Source organism: Kitasatospora sp. NPDC127060, from assembly GCF_042724935.1.
Classification (GTDB): domain Bacteria; phylum Actinomycetota; class Actinomycetes; order Streptomycetales; family Streptomycetaceae; genus Kitasatospora.
On sequence record NZ_JBHXEG010000056.1, the window covers coordinates 43,199 to 60,983 of the forward strand.

The window sequence follows — 17,785 nt, forward strand, 5'->3', positions numbered from 1 at the left end:
GAGTCAAAGTTCCTTTCGGGCCTTGCGAATCAGGTCGAGGGTCGCGGCTCTGGTCAGCGCTTCCACCTGCAACCGATCGTAGGCCCTTTCCCATGCCCTGACCGTGCTCTCTTCCCGCACTACGTAGCCGTGATCCGCAGCTTCCGTATAGCCGATCACAGAACGGTCGGCAAAGGTCAACAACGTGACGAACGAAACGAACGGAGCATGTTCAGCCAAGCTGAACGGCGCGACCTGGAAGATCACATGCGACCTGGACGCGAGGTCCACCAAGTGATCGAGCTGCGCGCGCATCGTCTCGACGCCACCCACCGGGCGGCGGATACCGCTCTCGTCTATCACCGCATGGATGACCGGCGGATCCGCCCGACGGTGCAACCGCTGACGGGCCAAGAGGAACTTCACTCGTTCATCAGCCTGGTCCGGCGTACTGCTGCCGCGCTGCACTGCTGCCGCTTCGATCGCTGAAGCATAGGCCTTGGTTTGAAAGAGTCCAGGGATGAGGTTCGGTTCGTAGACCCTCACCTCGGATGCACGAGCCTCCTGCGCAGCATGCTCGGGGAAGCCCTCCAGGAAGCCCTTCCGCCGCATCCCAACCCACATCAACTCAAGTGTCTGGCCCGCCCCCAGGGCCATGTCAGCCGCCCTGACGAAGTCTCGGCTGGTGGATTTGCGGCCTGTTTCCACGGCCGAGATGTAGCTGTCCGAGTACCCCATCGCTTCGGCCAGATCCTGCTGGGTCCGCCCCAGCGCCTCGCGCGAACTGCGGAGCAGCGCGCCGAAGGACTGGCGCGGGGATGCCGTCGGGTCAAGTTCCTTGCGATTCACGGCTCACGTCCAATTCCACCTGAGGCGCAGACAAGTTGAACGAATCCCAAGCTTAGCGGAGAGTGGGCACACTTGGTAGCCGTCCCGCTACAGAGAGGAACGAACCTTGAGCTGCCCCACCGCTCCCCAGACCTTGCACCGCCTCCAGGTGGTCATCTACCTGGCCAAGCCCGATTCCGCCTTCCCCGAGCGCGAGTTGGGCCAGTGCGAGGCCTACGCCCGCACCTTCAACTGGGACATCTCCCTCATCGTCGTGGACGACGAGGTCGACGTCCGGGGGCCCGAGCACCGCCCGATGCTCCAGGCCGCGCTGCGCCAGATCCTCGACCGTCAGGCCGGCGCGATCCTCGTCCCCAGCAAGGCGACCATCTCCCCCATCGAGGGCGAGTTCAACGAGTTCGCCGAGCGCGTCGAGAAGGCCGCCGGCTTCATCCAGGTGGCGACCCGCCGATGACCGACCGCTACGCCATCGTCCCGGCCGACGCCCCGCGCGGCACCTACTACCAGGCCTGGGTCGTCCGCGACCGCGAGACCACCGATCTCGTCAAGGCCCTCCCCCCGGCCGACGAGCCGCTCCGCTTCTACTCGTACGCCCAGGCGCAGGCCTGGGTCCGCACCAACTCCCCGTCCCCGTTCGAGGTTCGCCTGATCGACGCCTCCAGCCCCCACTTCCTCCAGCTCGACTCCTGGGGCCTCTGGAACCTCGACCGGCACGAGTACCTCCGCGCTCCCGGCTCCTCCGCCCGCATCCGGCGCTTCTTCAGCCCCGAGGACGCCGAAGCCTTCCGACGCGCCATCAGCTGACCGGCCCCCAGGGTGAGCCGGGCTCCGAGGTGGGCACTCCACACTGTGCGGGGCCCACATCGACGACCGTCTCACCCGACCGGAAGGGACCACCCATGGCGTCCAGGTTCGCCACGGCCACCGCCGCCGTCCTCCTCTCCGCCGCCGGACTCGCCCCGGCCGCCTCCGCCACCACCGACCATTCGGCCACCGCCGCACAGCTCAGCGCCTTCTGGACCCCCGCCCGCATGGCCGCCGCCGTCCCCCTGGACACCAAGGCCGCCCAACCCACGGCCGACGGCCCGCGCCCCGACGAGTACATCCCCCCGAGCCGGAGCTTCGACGGGATCCCCCAGGCCGGCGCCTTCTTCTGGACCGACGCCACCGGCACCGGGCGCACCTGCAGCGCCTCCGTCGTCCACAGTCCTGACCACGACCTGGTGCTGAGCGCGGGCCACTGCCTCAAGGGCTACGCCGGCACCTCCCCCGAGCGGCACCTGGGCTTCGTTCCCCAGTACCACGACGGGCTCAAGCCGTTCGGCGTCTTCCCGGTCGAGGAGAACGGCGTCTACCTCGCCCAGGAGTACTACGACCGGGGCGAACACGCGGGCGCCGCCTACGACTTCGGCTTCGCCGTGACCGAGCCCAACCAGGACGGCCAACGCCTCGAAGACGCCGTCGGCGCCGTCCGGCTCCTCACCGACACGGGGTACGTCCACGCCCCGGTCCGGATGATCGGCTACCCGGGCGGCGCCCAGAAGCCGGTGGAGTGCCTCAGCTGGACGACCACTTGGCCCAGCGACGACCCCGCCGACCCGGGCACCTTCGAACGCATCGCCTGTGACGGCTTCACCGGCGGCACCTCCGGCGGCCCGATGCTCGTCCCGTGGTTCGGCGGCTGGGCCGTGATCGGCCTCATCGGCGGCTACCACACCGGCGGCAACACCCCGCAGGTCTCCTACAGCGCCCCCTTCACCTCCGCCGTCCGCACCCTCTACCGGGCCGCCACCACGGGCACCCCGCCACCGGCCCCTCCCCGAAACGCCTGACCTGTACCCGGCGATCCGCCCGTCCGGCTGCCTTCGGTTTCCCTCGCCTCTGCCCTCGCGTACCTGGCCCGGGCTGCCACGTACACGTATACAGAGGAGAAAACTGTCACGCGCAGGAGGAGAGTTCGTGCACAGCCACGACCAAGCGAAGACATCCGCCGCGGAGGCCCGGCGCCCCCCGACGCGCAAGCCCGCGCCGACCGGGGGGACGCCGCCCCGGGGCGTCCTTGCCCTGCAGAGCACCGCCGGTAACGCGGCCGTGGTCCAGATGCTCCGCAGGGCCGGAGACTCCGGGGCCCAGGGACAGCACCGGCACGGCTCCGACCGTGGGCACCAGCAGGCCGGGCGGCCCACGGTGCAGCGGGCCACCGTCCCCGACATCCTGCGTACCAGCGGCAAGCCCATGGACCAGTCGACGCGTACCGAGATGGAGACGCGCCTCGGGGCCGACTTCTCCGACGTCCGCATCCACAACGACGGCGCCGCCAAGGCGTCCGCCGCCGAGATCGGCGCTCGCGCGTACACCTCGGGCAACCACGTCGTCATCGGTGCCGGTGGTGCGGACAAGCACACCCTCGCCCATGAACTCACCCACGTCATCCAGCAGCGTCAAGGACCTGTCCCAGGCACCGACAACGGATCCGGACTGAAGGTGTCCGACCCGTCCGACAGCTTCGAGCGCGCCGCGGAGGCCAACGCGACCGCGGTCATGCGAGCGCCGCTGGTGCGGCCGCACCCGGCCACCGACGCGGAGCGGACCTCGGAGGCCACGGGAGGAACCGGATCCTTTGTGCAGCGCGCCGAGGGAGAAGGAAACCTGGAGCCCTTCGTCAACGCCGACGGGGACGTCTTCACGACCTCGGCCGCGGGGACCGAAGTCAAAACGGCCGACGGCGCCAGCCTCGCGGTGTTCAGTGGCGACCTGGAGTACTACGACGCGTCCGGCTCGAGTTTCGCGCTGTGGCACAAGGGAAGCGTGCTCACCACGACCGACGTGCTGTGCACGCCGGAAGGAATCCTGGTCCACAAGGCGACCGGACAGCCGATATCCAAGCCGACGTCCGCCGACTACGAGATCCAGACCGAGATCACCGACGCGCTCCTCGAACAGATCGGCACCCCGGCGACCGTCCCCGTGGCCGCGGTCCACTACAAGTCGGTCCTCGTCTCCCGCTGGGAGGGATGGGGCGAAGGAGCGGCACAGGACTTCTCGATCGGCGACCCCCGCGCGGAGGACGGCTGGAGGGGGATGTACCTGGCGACGTCACAAGACCATGCTCGCGGCTACCTGAACAAGGGAGGCGTGCTGCTGGAGATAGCCACACCCGACATGCGCGCGTACGACCTGACCGGCATCGACTACCACGCGCTCGGGTTCGCCTCGCCGTTGGCATCGGCGCGCCTGGTGAAAGCACTGCTCGGCTTCGACCAGGACCAGGACCTCATGAAGTCCCTCGCCGACCGGAACATGGTCCTGCAGTCAGGCGAACCGGGAGGGAAGGTCGAGCTCATCGTTCCCTACGGCATCGCCAACAGGCGCTGCCGGGTGAAGCGCGAACTGGAGCGACTCCCCTAGTCGCAATACCGGTGATTCAGGTGCTGTTTCACCTGGTCGGGCCGGTTTTGGTCGGCCCGACCAGGGAGACGGTGGGGAGGTCGGATCGGGGCGGGTTGAGGTGCTCGGTGCGTTTGGCTGCCCGGTTGGACACCGTGCGTTCGATGACGCGGGGGTTGGAGCGCAACCGCCGTGGGGGCAGGGGCCGCCACGCTGCCGCGGCCGGGGAACGCGGGCAGCAATAGCGCCGCCGATCACATCGAAGCGGCCCGGACGGCACCGGCCCTGCTGCCGACGAAGTACCGGCGCGGACGCCGGACTCAGCACCACGTGCCGCCTGCAGGTTGCGGTCAGCCGAGTCGGTCGAGAGCCCGCTGGAACGCCCGGGCATGGCCGGCTTCGTCGCGCGCGTCGTCGCAGAAGAGTTCCGCCGCTTCGGTGTCTCCCGCGCTCTCGGCGCGGTCGGCGAAGGTCGGGTACATGACGGTCGCCTCGTAACTCTCGCCGGCGATGCTCTTGGTCAGGTTGGCCCGAGTGCCGTTGATCAGGCCGACCAGGACGGCCTCACCCGCGAAGTGCTCGTGCAACTCGACTGCGGCGGTGCCCCGGAACAGGTCGGCGATCTGCTCGTCGCCGGACTGCGCGGCCTGCTCGGCGAACATCGTGTACCGGGCGAAGGCCAACGCCTCGCCGTGCATCGCGGTGTCGAGGTTGGCCAGGGTGCGGGCCGAGCGCACCTGCGCCGGACCGGCGGGCACCGACACCGGGTCGACCTGGGGCGGGGGCGGGATCTGCCCCTGCCCCGTCCGCACGACGTGGAGCGCGGCGTTGAACGCCTCACCGTGGGCGGCCTCGTCGTTGGCGATCTCCGCGAAGAGGACGGCCGCGTTGTGGTCGCCGTCCTGCTCGGCTTCCTGGGCGAACCGTGGGTACATCGAGGTCGCCTCGTTGGCCTCTCCGGCGGCGGAGATCGTGAGGTTCGCGGCCTCGTCGCCGATCGCACCGGCGAGCAGCGCCTCCTCGCGGAAGTGCTCGTTCAGTTCCACCTCGGCGGTCCGGCGGTAGAGGTCCGCGGCGCCGGGCAGGTGCTCCCGGTCCGCCTGGTCGGCGTAGAAGGTGTAGGAGGCGTGCGCGAAAGCTTCGCCACGCATGGAGGTCTGCAGGTCGGTGAGGGTCTGTGGACGGAGCCGGTGGTCCGCACCGCGGTGGGCGGGAGACGGGGCGGCGATGGCGGTGGTTGGTGTGCCGATCGCGAGCAGGAAGGTCCCCGCCACGAGCAGGCGTCGTGCGGATGGCAGCATGTTCTTCTCCCGGGGATTGTCGGAGCGCGAGCCCTGGCATGGAAGCAAATGGATCGTCCACGATCGAGCGATGTGCTCCGTTCGGCGGCGTGCCCTGTCGCGGCCGGCGCACTCGTGCACCGCGAGACCGCCACCGTCACCCGTACCTGGCGGCGCCGAACCGGCTTCGGGCTCTCTTGGGTACGGAGACCGGCGACGGGACGCCCGCTCCGGCCGCCGACCCCGCCCGCACCGTCGACATCCGCCGCACCGTCATCGCCACCGCACCACAACGGGTCGGCCGGGGGGCTTGATCACGACGGGGGGTCGGGGCCAGGATCTCCTCCGGTTGGATCACAACGGGGGGAGTCATGATGTCCGAGGACCGGTCGGTCGGTCGTGGGCTGAGACAGCGCCATATCGCCATGATCGCGCTGGGTGGTGCGATCGGGGCCGGGCTGTTCGTCGGCTCCGGTGTCGGGATCGCCGCGGCGGGGCCCGGCATCGTGGTGTCGTACGTGGTGGCCGGGGCGCTGACCGTGCTGGTCATGCGGATGCTCGGCGAGATGTCGGCCGCCCGTCCCGGCTCCGGGTCGTTCTCCGCGCACGCAGCCCGTGCCTGGGGGCCGTGGGCCGGACTGCTGGCCGGCTGGATGTACTGGGCGCTGCTGGTGGTGAGCGTGGCCGCGGAGGCGATCGGGGCGTCGCGGATCATGGCGGGATGGCTGCCGCAGGTGCCGGCCTGGGCGTGGGTGGCGGTGTTCATGGCGCTGTTCACCGGGACGAACCTGGCGGGCGTGCGGCACTTCGGTGAGCTGGAGTTCTGGTTCGCCGGGGTGAAGGCGGCCTCGATCTGCGTGTTCGTCCTACTGGGCGCAGCTGCCGTGTTCACCGGCCGGACTCCGGCGGTGGAGAACCTGGCCGGGCACGGCGGGCTGCTGCCGCACGGCTGGCACGGGGTCGCGGTGGGCACCCTCGCGGCGGTGTTCGCGTACGGCGGGCTGGAGACGGTGACCATCGCCGCAGCCGAGTGCGAGGACCCGGTGGCCGCAGTGCGCCGGGCGGTGCGCACGGTGCTCTGGCGGGTGGCACTGTTCTACATCGGCTCGATGGCGGTGATCGTCACCGTGGTGCCGTGGGACGACCCGGCGGTCGCCGACGGCCCGTACGCGGCGGCGATCGGCCGGATCGGGGTACCGGGCGCGGCGCAGCTGATGGACGCGGTCGTGCTGGTGGCTCTGCTGTCGGCGATGAACGCCAACATCTACGGCTCCTCGCGGATGCTGCACGCCCTCGCCGCCCGCGGCGACGCACCACGCCTGCTGACCCGGCGCCGGGGCGGGCAGGACGCCGTCGGGACCGGCCGCGCCGTGCTCGCCTCGGCCGCGTTCGGCTTCGCGTCGGTGGTGCTCAGCCTGCTGTGGCCGCAGACCGTCTTCCCGTTCCTGCTGAACTCGATCGGGACGGCGATCCTGGTGGTCTGGATCCTGATCGCCGCGTCCCACCTGCGACTGCACGGGCACGGGCGCGGGCGCGGAGGGCCGAGGACGGCCCCGATGCGCGGCTTCCCGTACCTGGGGTACCTGGCGCTGGCGGCGGTGGCCGGGGTGCTGGTGTTCATGCTGGTGGACCCGGGCAGCCGCAGCCAGGTGCTCTGCACCGGCGCGTGGACGGCGGTGCTGCTGCTGGTAGCCGGGGTGCGGCGGCTCCGGCGCGGGCCGGGCGGGGCACCGACGGCGGGCGATGCGGCAGCCGTGGAACCGGTGGCCGGCGTCCCGGCGGCCGTGGGGCCGGCCGTGACGGCGGACCCGGACGCCGGGTCCGCCGCCGTGGTCACCGCTCGCGTGCGTACCGCGCCAGGAACAGGTCGACCCCGGAACTGATCATCCGGTGCATCCCGGCCTCGTCGAGTTCGGCCTCCGGGCTGAACGTCCGCACCAGCTGCGGCACGCCCACCGTGCAGGCGACCAGCTGCTGCACGGCCAGCGCCGGGTCGTCCACGGCGAGCACGCCGCGGCGGTCCAGTTCGGCGAAGGCCGCGATCAGCGGGCCGTTGTTCATGTCGTAGCTGACCCGGTACCAGAGCTGGCCCAGCTGGGGGAAGCGGTCGATCTCGCCGATCACCAGGCGGCGCAGCGACATGATGTCGGGGCGCAGCAGGATGCGGGTCCAGTCGAGGGTGAGGGTGATGAGCGCGGAGCGCAGGTCGTCGGCCTCGGCGATGGTGGAGTTCCACGGCTTGAGGTCCTCGTAGGTGGTGGGCAGTATGCCGCCGATCACCGCGAGGAAGAGCCGTTCCTTGCTGCCGAAGTGCTTGTAGATGGTCGCCTTGGAGACGCCGGAGCGGGCGGTGATGGCGTCCATCGAGGCGGCCGAGTAGCCCTCCTTGAGGAACTCGGCGAGTGCGGCGTCGATGATCGCCTGCCGGCGTCGCTGGGCGGCGTCGGTGGGCCCCGGGATGATCGGGATGCCGAACTCGTCGGTCGGCTGGGGGCTGTCGGCGGCCATCGGGGTTCTCCTCGGGTGCTCGGGGGGAGACGATACGGGCCAGTATAGGAAACTGAACGGTTCGGTTGTGCGTGCGGCGTACGGTGGAGCGCGCGGTGACAGGCCCGGTGACAGGCCCGGTGCCGGGCCCGATCGGCGCGTCCGGCGCCCGGTCAGTGCACCAGCGAGGCGAGGTACGGACCCGCCGCGGCGATCCGCTCGCCGGATGCCGCCAGTTGCGGGCCCAGTGCAGCACCGAGCAGGAAGACCAGGTTGAACAGCCCGATCGCCTCCGGCCGCCGCTGCGGCGCCACGGCCTCGGCGGCGGCACCGGTCAGGACGCCTTGGCCGCCCGCGGTGACACAGGCGCTGGCTCCGGTGCCCAGGAGCACCACCGGCGCCCAGGGGCCGAACGCGGCGAGCGCGAGTCCGGCGAACGAGACGCCGAGCAGCAGGCCGGTGGTCCGCCGCAGGCCCAGCCGGGGCGCGGCGCGCACCAGCGACCAGGAGAGCAGCGCACCGGTCAGGGCGGCGAGCGAGCCGACGGCGCCGGTCTGGACGGCGCTCCAGCCGGTCAGCGCGGCGGCCCGTCGCGGTGCGCCGTAGACCAGGCCGAAGTTGACGGTCGCCAGGACCAGCATCACCGCCGCGACGGCCCGGAAGCGCGTCACCGCCAGGGCGTCCAGGCCGAGGAAGGAGCGGCTCGCCGCCCGCACGCCCCGTGCCGGCTCCGGTCCGGCCCCGGCCGCCGGGCCCACGACCGGGACCGTGCCCGGTCCGGCGCACCCCCGCAGTACGGCCGGCAGTACCGCCAGGGTCAGCACCGGCAGCACCAGGCAGGCCCGCCAGCCCAGCCCGGCCGCCACCGCCGCGCCGATGAACAGCCCGGCGGTGCCGCCCGCCGCGCTGCCGATCGCGACGACCCCGGAGGCGCGTCCGTCCGGTTGGCGCGCGGCCAGCTGGAAGGCGGCCACGTTGAACCCGGCCGCACCGACCGCCTGCAGAGCGCGCCCGGCGATCAGCGGGCCGAGGTCCGCTCCGGCGGCGAGCGTGACCAGTACCCCGAGCAGCAGCGCCCCCGCGGAGGCGAGCAGCAGCGCCCGGGGGCCGCGCCGCCCGGCCGTGGCGGTGAGTAGCGGGGTACCGAGCATCATGCCGAGCCCGTAGCCGCTCATCAGCCAGGCGGCGGGGCCGGGGCCGGTGTGCAGCTCCCGCGCCATGAGTGGCAGGACGAGGCTCGGGCTGGAGAGTCCGGCCGCCCCCGGGGCGGCGACCGAGGCGAGGAGCAGACCGGTCCGGAGCGACCCCTGTACGCCCCGGCCGGTGCCGCCCTCCGCCGGCTCCGGCGGGAACGCACCCGCCCCCGCCGCCGTGTCCAGCACTCCCGAGCTCATGCCGGGATGCTCCCGAACTTTCCGTTCGAGAAGTCGAGTTGGGCCTGCCGGAGCTCGGCCTCGGTGTTCATCACGAACGGGCCGCCGCGGGCCACCGGCTCGCCGATCGGCTCGCCGGCCAGGATCAGCACCTCGGCCGGACCGTCCGGCGCGGCGACGGCGATCCGCTCGCCGTCGTGCGCCAGCACCGCGAGTTGGCCGTCCGCCAGCGGCGCGTCGGGCAGTTCGACGGCGCCGGAGAGCACGTAGACGGCGGCGTTGTGACCGGCCGGCACGGTGAACTCGGCCCGCCCGCCGACGGGCAGGACGGCGTGCGCGAGCAGGACCGGCAGGTGCGTCTCGAAGGGTCCGGCGACGCCGTGGCTGCGGCCCGCGATCACCTTGATCCGGCTGCCGTCCTCGGTGTGCACCACCGGGATGGTGTCGGGGCCCTGGTTCTGGCTGCGGGCCGGGAGGTCCTTCAGCCGGGCCGGCAGGTTCACCCAGATCTGGAGCATGTGCTGGCGGCCACCGTGGCCGAGCAGTTCGGCGGTCGGCTCGTTGGAGTGGACGATGCCGGCGCCGGCGGTGAGCCACTCGACCTCGCCGGCGACGCTGGTGCCGCGCCGGCCGGTCGAGTCGGCCCAGTCCATCGAGCCCTCGATGAGGTAGGAGACCGCCTCGAACCCGCGGTGCGGGTGGGCGGGGGCGCCCTTGGCCTCGCCGGGGGCGAGCAGCAGCGGGCCGGTCTGGTCGACCATCAGGAACGGGTCGAGCATCGGGAGCTCGGCCACCGGGAACGGGCGGCGGACGGGGAAGCCGGCGCCCTCGAAGGTGTGCACGGGATCGATGACGGTGGCGGTCGATCGGACGGGAGCGGTCGGGCGGACGGGGGCGGCCTGGGCCGCGGCGAGCTGAGTCGGCGTCATGCCGAGAACTGAACTACACGAATCAGTTCAGAGTCAAGACTAAACCGTCTGGTTGACGCATTGAACTGAACGGTTTAGATTTCTCGGCGTCGGAACGACCGCCGGCCCGGCACCCGGCACCGCACCGGGCGCGCCGACCGGCCACACCCACACCCACACCACACCCACACCCACACCGCAAGGAGCACCGTCATGAGCGCGTCCAAGGTCTTCGCCATCTCCGGCTCGCTGCGCGCCGACTCGCACAACACCGCGCTGCTGCGCGCCGCCCGGACGCTCGACCCGGCCGGCATGGAGATCGAGATCTACGACGGCCTGCGCGGGATCCCGCCCTACGACTACGACCTCGACCACCCGGGCGTGCGCCCCGCCGTCGTCGAGGAGCTGCGCCGCAAGGTGCTGGAGGCGGACGGCCTGCTGATCGCCACCCCGGAGTTCAACTACTCGATCCCCGGCGTGCTCAAGAACGCCCTGGACTGGCTGAGCACCGACTGGAGCAAGACCGAGGGCCTGCCGCTGCACCGCAAGCCCACCGCGATCATGGGCGCCGCGCCCACCAACTTCGGCTCCGTCCGCGCCCAGCTGGCGCTGCGCCAGGTCTTCGTCTGGACCGACAGCGACGTCGTGGTCAAGCCCGAGCTCGTCGCCTTCCGCTCGCACGAGCGCTTCGACGAGGAGGGCACGCTGACCGACGAGGGCACCATCGGCATCCTCAAGGACCTGCTCACCGCCCTCCAGGGCAAGATCGACGCCGCCCGCTCCTGACCCGCCCCGGGCCCGATACCCGGGCCTGACGCCCGACCGGCGCCCCACCGGCGCCCGACGGCCCCGAAACCCGCCGCCCCCACGCGGCATGAAGCCCCGCCGGGCGCCCTTGGGCTCCGGCGGGGCTTCGCCACGCCTGCGGCACCCTCGCGCCCGGCCGCTCCTCGGCCGCTCCTCGGCCGCTCCGCAGGAGGCGGCCCAACCGCCGCAGGTCCCGCGCCCGGCCCGGCGAACCGCTCGGCGCGGCACCTCCGCCGGACCGGCGGAGGGCCTCCCCCGCCGGCTCTGCGGATCAGACCGCCCGCCGGTAGAGCCATACGCCCAGGGGGGCGAAGACGGCCACGATGCCGGCGTCCCAGGCCAGGGCCTGGAACACGTACGAGGCGGTGGGTCCGCCCAGGACGAGCGCGCGGACGGCCTCAGCGTTCAGCGACACCGGCTGGTTGGCCGCGAAAGCCTGCAGCCAGCCCGGCATGGTGTGCACCGGGACGAACACGGCGGAGGCGAAGACCAGCGGCGCGAGCACGGGGAAGGCCGCGGCCTGGGCGGTCTCCGGATCGCCGACGGCCAGCCCGACGACGGCGAAGATCCAGGACATCGCGAAGCCGAAAGCCAGGACCAGCAGCGTCCCGGCCAGGAACGCCGGCACGTTGGTGTGAATGCGGAATCCGACGGCGAAGCCGACCGCCGTCATCATCGCCACCACGAACACGTTCCGGATGAGGTCTGCCAGCGTGCGGCCGGACAGCACCGCGGACCGGGCCATCGGCAGCGAGCGGAACCGCTCCATCAGCCCGGTGCGCATGTCGGTGGCCAGGCCGATAGCAGTGTTCATGGCCCCGAACACGGCGGTCTGCACGAAGATGCCAGGCATGAGGAAGTCGACGTAGGGCACGTTGCCGAGGCTGCTTCCGATCACCCCGCCGAACACGTAGCGGAACATCAGGACGAAGACCAGCGGCTGGATCGTGGAGAACACCAGCAGCCGCGGCACACGGCGCAGGGCGATCAGGTTCCGTCCGGCAACCGCGAGTGCGTCCTGGACCGGTTCGGACAGGCGATCGATCACGCTGTCGCGCACTGTCGGGAACCGCAGCGGACGCGCGGTGGCGGTCACGGGGTGCCTCCAGGGGTTTCGCGGGACTCGGGGGTCTCGCCGTCCGGTGTCCGGTGTCCGGTCAGGGAGAGGAAGACGTCGTCCAGGCTGGGCTCGCGCACCGAGAGCGTGCGCGGGGTGAGGTTCACCGCGTCCAGGCTGTGCAGGGTGCCCAGCACGAGGTCCGAGCCGTCGCGGGAGGTCAGGCGCAGCAGGGAGCCCTCGCGTTCGGGTGGCCGGGTCAGCCTCGGCGCGAGAAGGTCTGCGGCGCGTTCCGCGCGGGCAGGGTCGCCCATGCCGAGTTCGACGACGGTGTCGCCGAGGCTTTCCTTGAGGGCGGCGGGGGTGTCGTCGGCGATGACGCGTCCCTCGCTGATGACGGCGACGCGGGACGCCAGGCGGTCGGCCTCCTCCAGGTACTGGGTGGTGAGCAGGACGGTGGTGCCGTCGGCGACGAGTTCCCTGATCAGGTCCCACAGGGCGTTGCGGCTGCCGGGGTCGAGTCCGGTGGTGGGTTCGTCCAGGAACAGCACCGGCGGGCGGGCGACGAGGGCGGCGGCCACGTCCAGGCGACGGCGCATGCCGCCGGAGTAGGTGCGCACCGGCCGGTCGGCCGCGTCGGCGAGGTCGAAGCGTTCCAGCAGGTCGTCGGCCCGGCGGCGGCCCAGGGGCCTGGGCAGGTGGGTCAGGCGTGCGATCAGGCGCAGGTTCTCGATGCCAGTGAGGTTGGGGTCGACGGCGGCGTACTGTCCGGCCAGCCCGATCAGGCGGCGGACCATCCGTGCCTCGCGCCCCACGTCGTGCCCCAGTACCTCGGCCCGCCCCGCGGTCGGGTGGAGGATCGTGGTCAGGATGCGGATCACGGTGGTCTTGCCCGCGCCGTTCGGCCCGAGCAGCCCGAACACCGTGGCCTGGGGGACTTCGAAATCGACGTCGTCCAGCGCGAGCAGCGAACCGTAGCGCTTGCTCAGCCCGGAGACGGCGATCGCTGCCTGGCCCATCAGTCCGCTCCGTTCCTTGATCCTCTGAGGGTGCGTCCGGCGCGAGCGCCCTTTCGCTGGGGAATGCCCGGGTCGCGCCGGGCCCCGCGGACCCCGCCGCGGTCCCCCCGCCCGTCTCACCGCTTTCCACGATCCGCCGCGGACCGCTGCCGCGCCTGAGCCGTTCGGCCCCCAAAGCGGGCCGACCAGCCCCGGCACCGCCACGAGCGCCTCCGCCACCGGCGCACGCTGAGCACCATGTCGGGCACAAAGCGCCACCGTGCGCTTGGCCCGGCGTCGCCAAGCGAGCTCCACGCGTTCCGGGTCGCGCAGCGGCCGTAGGCCCCCAGGTATCTCGGGCAGCTGGAAGGAGTGGCGGCCCAGCAGGTTCACGTGCCGGCGATGGTGAAGCTCCCGAGCTTCGTCGAACACCGTTTCTCCCCAAGGCAATTCGACTACGCTTGCGAGTCCAAGATCGAAGGACAGGGGGCATCCATGCCGTACGAGGCCGGCACGAGGGTCACGTTGACCAGGGATGCGCAGGTCACCGCAGGTGACACCGCCACCAGGGGCGGCGTCCCCGGTCCGCTGTTCCTCGCCGAGGGTCTGGCGGGAACGGTCATGGGGTCGACCACGGAAGCCGGCCGCGCGGGCCAGGACTACCTCGCGAGCTTCGATCAGAAAATTCTCGGCCACCGGTTCGACGCGTTCGCGGCGAGCCTGGTCGATGACCTCCGCCAGAACGTCGCCCGGGTGGGAGCGGTCAACGCCGGAGCGGGCGCTCGGACGACCTACCGGGTGCGCTTCGACAACGGGTTCGTCCTTGACGGCCTTGAAGAAGGCTGGCTGACCCGAGCCTGAGCAGCCGCCACCCTCACCACCACCGAGGAGATCCATGGCCGACACCGTCACGTCACTGACCGCCCGCGTGCACGATCTTCAGGTAGAGGTCATGACCCATGGCCTCACCCCGCGGGGCGTCGACGTCGTCGCCGGCCTCCACGACATCGTCGTGCGCGCCTCGGCGCTCGGCCCCGACGGCAGGTGGCTCGTCGCGTCGGGGCACTCGGGCCTCGGCGGTCTGGCCATCGCACAGGGGCAGGTGGATCAGGGCCTCCTCCACTTCGACGCCGCCGTGGCGAACGGGTTCAACGACTGCGTGGCGTTCCACATGCCGCTCGTGCGCCCGCTGCACCACGACCCCCGGTTCCGGGCCCTGTACCAGCGGATGCGGGTCACCCCGGCGGACCTCGACGAGTTCCTCTGGCTGCACCGGGAGATACAGATCATCGGGAGGGAGGCCCAGCAGGCGACCGTCGACAACATCGGCCGCCTCGACACCGGGGTCTCACTGCTCCCGCAGGCCCCGATGCCGACCCGCGAGCCGAACACCCCCGGCGTGCTGATCACCCGCCTCGACCTCGCCGCCACACAGACCGCACTGCGACGGGCCGCCGTGAAGTCGGACTTCCAGCGCAGCGCCGGCAACGTCAGCCTCAGCCTCATCGACGAGTCGTGGGACTACACCCGTGCCAGGCACGACGCCTGGCACGCCGACGATCTGGACACCCGGCGCGAACAGGCCGCCGATGCCCGGGCCTTCGTCGAACGCCCGGGCATCGGCACCATGCTGATCCCCTGCCCGCCGCTCGGCTCGATCATCTACCCGTCCTGACGAGGGACAAGCGCACGCGCAGGAAGTCGACCCCGCAGAGGTCCTGCGCCGAGCGCAAAGCAGCTTGGACCGACGGGCAGGCGTCCGAGGGGTGGGGGAGGAAGCAGTACGGGCACGGGTTCGCGTGATCACGGGCGTCGGGCGGTAGGTCGGCCGTCCCGGCGGTAGCGGCGACACCGGCCCCCGATTCACGGGAGACTCGATCTGTCCGCGGAACCGGGGCCGCTCCGCTCGAAAATCTCTTCGGCGATCCGAGCAACCTTTCCCACCCTTCACGTCATCGATCACATGAGTGCCCTGTTGATCGAATGATCGAACCGTCGGCTGAGCGAAGGGGATTACGTGCGGACTGCTCGAGGCGCAGCCGTCCTGTTGGCCATGGGGGTCGTCGCGTCCCTCACGCTGACCACGGGGGACTCGTTCTCGGAGGGCAGACCGAACGCCGCCGCCCCCGACCCGACGACACCGGAGCCCGAACCCGCCGCCGCAGCCCCCGTGCCCGAGCCGAGCGCGACGCCGACCTGGGACGGCCAGGTCAAGGTGATCGGTGACGGTTCGACCTCCTACACCGGCCCGCAGCCCAAGCAGCCCGAGCCGGAGAAGCTCAAACCGGGTGAGCAGCCACCGCAGTTCGTGGTCTTCTCCTGGGACGGCGCCCTGGAGGGCGACGACCACCTGTTCTCCCGGTTCCGCAAGCTGGGCGCGGACAACAACGCCCGGATGACGTACTTCCTGACCGGCCTCTACACCCTCCCCAAGTCGAAGCGGAGCCTCTACCACCCGCCCCAGCACGACCCGGGCGCCGCGTCCATCGACTACGCGACCGACGCCCACATCAAGGACACCCTGGAGCAGTTGCGGCTGGCCTGGCTGGACGGCAACGAGATCGGCACCCACTTCAACGGCCACTTCTGCGGGGCGAAGGGCGGCGGTGAGTGGAGCACCGAGGAGTGGAAGAGCGAGCTGGACCAGTCGGTCTCCTTCGTCACCAACTGGAAGACCAACACCGGCTACCAGAACCTCCCGCCGCTGCCCTTCGACTACACCAAGGAGCTGGTCGGCGGGCGGGCGCCGTGTCTGGAGGGGCAGAAGAACCTCCTCCAGGCGGAGAAGGCGGCCGGGTTCCGCTACGACGCCAGCTCCCCGGGGGAGTTCCAGGTCTGGCCGACGAAGAAGGACGGCATCTGGAACTTTCCGCTCCAGATGCTGCCCTTCCCGGCCAAGTCGACCCAGGGCCTGTCGATGGACTTCAACTTCCTCGCGGGCCAGTCCGGCAATTCCACCAAGGGCGATCCGAAGAAGTACGACGAGTGGGAGAAGGAGGCCCGGGACAGCTATCTCGCCGGCTTCAACCGGGTCTACAACGGCAGCCGCGCCCCGCTGTTCATCGGGAACCACTTCGAGGACTGGAACGGCGGCATCTACATGGACGCCGTCGCGGACGTGGTGAAGGACGTATGCCACCGCGACGGCGTCCGCTGCGTGTCATTCCGCCAGGTCGCCGACTGGCTGGACGCCCAGGACCCGAAGGTCCTCAACAGCCTGCGCCAACTCGACCCGGGCCAGCCCGGCGACTGGTCCCGCCTACCCAGGTGACCCCGGGGCTCCGGGCCGCGAGGGCGGCCCCGGAAGCCCTCCGGAGCGGCCCTCAGCGCCGGGCCAGCGCCAGCAGGCTCAGGCCGAACATCAGCACCCCCAGCGGGAGGTGGACGGCCGGCACGTGCGCGATGCCGAGCACGACCTGCGCCGAGGCGAGGGCCAGGAAGCCGGACGACTCCCACACCGGCCGCACCGGCCCGCCGCCCGGCTTCCACGCCAGCACCGCCGCCAGCAGGTACAGCATCGACGCCCCGTACATCACCCGGGCGCCGACGCCGTGCAGCGTCTCCCCGTAGGAGGCGGCCAGCAGCAGTCCGGCGGAGACGGCCTGGAGGAGGATGGTCAGAGTCTGCAGGGCGATCGCGGCCCGCAGGTACGGGAAGGTGCGCGGCGCCGTCGTCGCCTGGGTGGTGGCCATGGTCACGGTCCTCTTTTCCGCCCGGGGGCAGTGGATCGGTAGGGTCTCACCAGCCCGACGACACGGGCCCACGAAAGGTAAGGCGAAGGCATGGGGGCAGCGGGGGTGGGCGCCGACGGCATGGCCGGCGAGCGGCGCCAACTGATCAACGTCGCCTACCGCCTGCTCGGCTCGCTGACCGAGTCCGAGGACGCCGTGCAGGAGGCCTACGCCCGCTGGTACGCCCTCCCGCCGGGCAAGCGGCGGGAGATCCTGGCCCCCGGCGCCTGGCTGACGACCGTCACCGGCCGGATCTGCCTGGACCAGCTCGGTTCGGCCCGGGCCCGGCGGGAGCGGTACGTCGGGGCCTGGCTGCCCGAACCGCTGCCGGACGGATCCGGTGCCGAGGATCTCGCCGACCAGGTGGTGCTGGACGAGTCGGTGGCGATGGCCTTCCTGGTCGTCCTGGAGTCGATGACTCCCGCCGAGCGGGTGGCCTTCGTCCTGCACGACGTCTTCCGCTACCCCTTCGCCGAGATCGCCGCCGTCCTCGGCCGCACCCCGGCGGCCTGCAAGCAGCTGGCCTCCTCCGCCCGCCGCCGGGTCGGCACCGCCACCACCCCCGCGCGGACCGCCGACCGGGCCGACACCGTACGGCGGGTCAGACAGGCCTGGCAGCGCAAGGACATCGAGGCCCTGGTCACCGTGCTGGACCCGGCCGCCGTGATGACCGCCGACGGCGGCGGCCTGGCGAGTGCGGTGCTGCACCCGGTCGAGGGCGGCGCGCGGATCGCCCGGTACCTGCTGGCCATCGCCGAGCGGGCGCCGGGGCTGGAGCTCCTGGAGCGCTCGGTGAACGGCGCGCCCGGGGGGGGGGGCCCGCGCGCCCGGGGGGGCCAGGCGGTGGGCGCGGTGGACGTCGCCCCCCGCCCGGCGGGGTCTTATAAAAAAAAAACAGCCACCAAACCGGTGCAAAAAGAGTGTTGCGG

General features: G+C 71.6%; 18 protein-coding genes. 10 read left to right on the plus strand and 8 right to left on the minus strand.

All coding sequences use genetic code 11. The annotated features are described in order from the left end of the window. Nucleotides 1-3 precede the first annotated feature (3 nt). Entirely contained in the window at nucleotides 4-828 is an 825-nt protein-coding gene (locus tag ACFWIS_RS27105) for a helix-turn-helix domain-containing protein (RefSeq protein WP_380457390.1), read from the minus strand. A 106-nt stretch (nucleotides 829-934) separates the two neighbouring features. Here ACFWIS_RS27105 and ACFWIS_RS27110 point away from each other — a divergent pair, with 106 nt between their 5' ends. The 4 genes from ACFWIS_RS27110 (at nucleotide 935) to ACFWIS_RS27125 (ending at nucleotide 4,236) form a co-directional block, all read left to right on the plus strand. Beyond that, the gene (locus ACFWIS_RS27110; protein ID WP_380457388.1) at nucleotides 935-1,282 is read left to right on the plus strand and encodes a hypothetical protein; all 348 of its coding nucleotides are present in this window, start codon (nucleotides 935-937) and stop codon (nucleotides 1,280-1,282) included. Next, entirely contained in the window at nucleotides 1,279-1,632 is a 354-nt protein-coding gene (locus ACFWIS_RS27115) for a hypothetical protein (RefSeq protein ID WP_380457385.1), read from the plus strand. Before ACFWIS_RS27110 ends, ACFWIS_RS27115 begins: the two co-directional genes overlap by 4 nt. Before the next feature lie 95 nt (nucleotides 1,633-1,727). Beyond that, on the plus strand, nucleotides 1,728-2,660 hold the full coding sequence (locus tag ACFWIS_RS27120) for a trypsin-like serine peptidase (protein ID WP_380457382.1): 933 nt from the start codon (nucleotides 1,728-1,730) through the stop codon (nucleotides 2,658-2,660). 403 nt (nucleotides 2,661-3,063) lie between these two features. Beyond that, nucleotides 3,064-4,236, plus strand: a complete 1,173-nt coding sequence (locus ACFWIS_RS27125) for a DUF4157 domain-containing protein (protein ID WP_380524015.1) — start codon at nucleotides 3,064-3,066, stop codon at nucleotides 4,234-4,236. A 329-nt stretch (nucleotides 4,237-4,565) separates the two neighbouring features. On the opposite strand, the gene ACFWIS_RS27130 is transcribed toward ACFWIS_RS27125, so the two are convergent. Next, nucleotides 4,566-5,516, minus strand: coding sequence for a ferritin family protein (locus tag ACFWIS_RS27130; RefSeq protein WP_380457379.1), 951 nt, complete (start codon nucleotides 5,514-5,516; stop codon nucleotides 4,566-4,568). A gap of 404 nt (nucleotides 5,517-5,920) precedes the next feature. Between ACFWIS_RS27130 and ACFWIS_RS27135 the strand changes: the two genes are divergently transcribed. After that, entirely contained in the window at nucleotides 5,921-7,378 is a 1,458-nt protein-coding gene (locus ACFWIS_RS27135; RefSeq protein WP_380457377.1) for an amino acid permease, read from the plus strand. On the opposite strand, the gene ACFWIS_RS27140 is transcribed toward ACFWIS_RS27135, so the two are convergent. The 3 genes from ACFWIS_RS27140 to ACFWIS_RS27150 form a co-directional block, all read right to left on the minus strand. Continuing rightward, nucleotides 7,329-8,003: a TetR/AcrR family transcriptional regulator gene (locus tag ACFWIS_RS27140; protein WP_380457376.1), complete on the minus strand. Its 675-nt coding sequence runs from the start codon at nucleotides 8,001-8,003 to the stop codon at nucleotides 7,329-7,331. The genes ACFWIS_RS27135 and ACFWIS_RS27140 overlap by 50 nt on opposite strands. A gap of 152 nt (nucleotides 8,004-8,155) precedes the next feature. Continuing rightward, nucleotides 8,156-9,376: an MFS transporter gene (locus ACFWIS_RS27145; RefSeq protein ID WP_380457374.1), complete on the minus strand. Its 1,221-nt coding sequence runs from the start codon at nucleotides 9,374-9,376 to the stop codon at nucleotides 8,156-8,158. Further along, on the minus strand, nucleotides 9,373-10,284 hold the full coding sequence (locus ACFWIS_RS27150) for a pirin family protein (RefSeq protein ID WP_380457372.1): 912 nt from the start codon (nucleotides 10,282-10,284) through the stop codon (nucleotides 9,373-9,375). Before ACFWIS_RS27150 ends, ACFWIS_RS27145 begins: the two co-directional genes overlap by 4 nt. Before the next feature lie 192 nt (nucleotides 10,285-10,476). Between ACFWIS_RS27150 and ACFWIS_RS27155 the strand changes: the two genes are divergently transcribed. Continuing rightward, complete coding sequence (locus tag ACFWIS_RS27155) at nucleotides 10,477-11,049, plus strand: NADPH-dependent FMN reductase (RefSeq protein WP_380457370.1); 573 nt, start codon at nucleotides 10,477-10,479, stop codon at nucleotides 11,047-11,049. A 292-nt stretch (nucleotides 11,050-11,341) separates the two neighbouring features. On the opposite strand, the gene ACFWIS_RS27160 is transcribed toward ACFWIS_RS27155, so the two are convergent. Beyond that, a complete protein-coding gene (locus ACFWIS_RS27160) occupies nucleotides 11,342-12,166 on the minus strand; it encodes an ABC transporter permease (protein ID WP_380457368.1) in 825 nt (274 codons plus the stop codon). Then, the gene (locus tag ACFWIS_RS27165; protein ID WP_380457366.1) at nucleotides 12,163-13,146 is read right to left on the minus strand and encodes an ATP-binding cassette domain-containing protein; all 984 of its coding nucleotides are present in this window, start codon (nucleotides 13,144-13,146) and stop codon (nucleotides 12,163-12,165) included. Before ACFWIS_RS27165 ends, ACFWIS_RS27160 begins: the two co-directional genes overlap by 4 nt. Before the next feature lie 351 nt (nucleotides 13,147-13,497). On the opposite strand from ACFWIS_RS27165, the gene ACFWIS_RS27170 reads away from it, so the two are divergent. The 3 genes from ACFWIS_RS27170 to ACFWIS_RS27180 all read left to right on the plus strand — a co-directional run bounded on the left by ACFWIS_RS27170 (nucleotide 13,498) and on the right by ACFWIS_RS27180 (nucleotide 16,396). Beyond that, nucleotides 13,498-13,986, plus strand: a complete 489-nt coding sequence (locus ACFWIS_RS27170; protein WP_380457364.1) for a hypothetical protein — start codon at nucleotides 13,498-13,500, stop codon at nucleotides 13,984-13,986. 34 nt (nucleotides 13,987-14,020) lie between these two features. Beyond that, a complete protein-coding gene (locus ACFWIS_RS27175) occupies nucleotides 14,021-14,800 on the plus strand; it encodes a hypothetical protein (protein ID WP_380457362.1) in 780 nt (259 codons plus the stop codon). A gap of 378 nt (nucleotides 14,801-15,178) precedes the next feature. Further along, nucleotides 15,179-16,396, plus strand: a complete 1,218-nt coding sequence (locus tag ACFWIS_RS27180) for a hypothetical protein (RefSeq protein ID WP_380457472.1) — start codon at nucleotides 15,179-15,181, stop codon at nucleotides 16,394-16,396. 52 nt (nucleotides 16,397-16,448) lie between these two features. On the opposite strand, the gene ACFWIS_RS27185 is transcribed toward ACFWIS_RS27180, so the two are convergent. Then, on the minus strand, nucleotides 16,449-16,817 hold the full coding sequence (locus ACFWIS_RS27185; RefSeq protein ID WP_380524017.1) for a hypothetical protein: 369 nt from the start codon (nucleotides 16,815-16,817) through the stop codon (nucleotides 16,449-16,451). Nucleotides 16,818-16,907: 90 nt separating this feature from the next. On the opposite strand from ACFWIS_RS27185, the gene ACFWIS_RS27190 reads away from it, so the two are divergent. Further along, on the plus strand, nucleotides 16,908-17,785 hold an 878-nt coding region (locus ACFWIS_RS27190; RefSeq protein WP_380524020.1), incomplete at its 3' end, for a sigma-70 family RNA polymerase sigma factor.

Excerpts from the sequence above, each read along its gene's own strand:
- ACFWIS_RS27115 (WP_380457385.1), top strand. The coding sequence starts at position 1,279 with ATGACCGACCGCTACGCCATCGTCCCGGCCGACGCCCCGCGCGGCACC.
- ACFWIS_RS27120 (WP_380457382.1), top strand. The coding sequence starts at position 1,728 with ATGGCGTCCAGGTTCGCCACGGCCACCGCCGCCGTCCTCCTCTCCGCC.
- ACFWIS_RS27125 (WP_380524015.1), top strand. The coding sequence starts at position 3,064 with ATGGACCAGTCGACGCGTACCGAGATGGAGACGCGCCTCGGGGCCGAC.
- ACFWIS_RS27130 (WP_380457379.1), bottom strand. The coding sequence starts at position 5,516 with ATGCTGCCATCCGCACGACGCCTGCTCGTGGCGGGGACCTTCCTGCTC.
- ACFWIS_RS27135 (WP_380457377.1), top strand. The coding sequence starts at position 5,921 with ATGATCGCGCTGGGTGGTGCGATCGGGGCCGGGCTGTTCGTCGGCTCC.
- ACFWIS_RS27140 (WP_380457376.1), bottom strand. The coding sequence starts at position 8,003 with ATGGCCGCCGACAGCCCCCAGCCGACCGACGAGTTCGGCATCCCGATC.
- ACFWIS_RS27145 (WP_380457374.1), bottom strand. The coding sequence starts at position 9,376 with ATGAGCTCGGGAGTGCTGGACACGGCGGCGGGGGCGGGTGCGTTCCCG.
- ACFWIS_RS27150 (WP_380457372.1), bottom strand. The coding sequence starts at position 10,284 with ATGACGCCGACTCAGCTCGCCGCGGCCCAGGCCGCCCCCGTCCGCCCG.
- ACFWIS_RS27155 (WP_380457370.1), top strand. The coding sequence starts at position 10,477 with ATGAGCGCGTCCAAGGTCTTCGCCATCTCCGGCTCGCTGCGCGCCGAC.
- ACFWIS_RS27165 (WP_380457366.1), bottom strand. The coding sequence starts at position 13,146 with ATGGGCCAGGCAGCGATCGCCGTCTCCGGGCTGAGCAAGCGCTACGGT.
- ACFWIS_RS27175 (WP_380457362.1), top strand. The coding sequence starts at position 14,021 with ATGGCCGACACCGTCACGTCACTGACCGCCCGCGTGCACGATCTTCAG.
- ACFWIS_RS27180 (WP_380457472.1), top strand. The coding sequence starts at position 15,179 with ATGGGGGTCGTCGCGTCCCTCACGCTGACCACGGGGGACTCGTTCTCG.
- ACFWIS_RS27185 (WP_380524017.1), bottom strand. The coding sequence starts at position 16,817 with ATGGCCACCACCCAGGCGACGACGGCGCCGCGCACCTTCCCGTACCTG.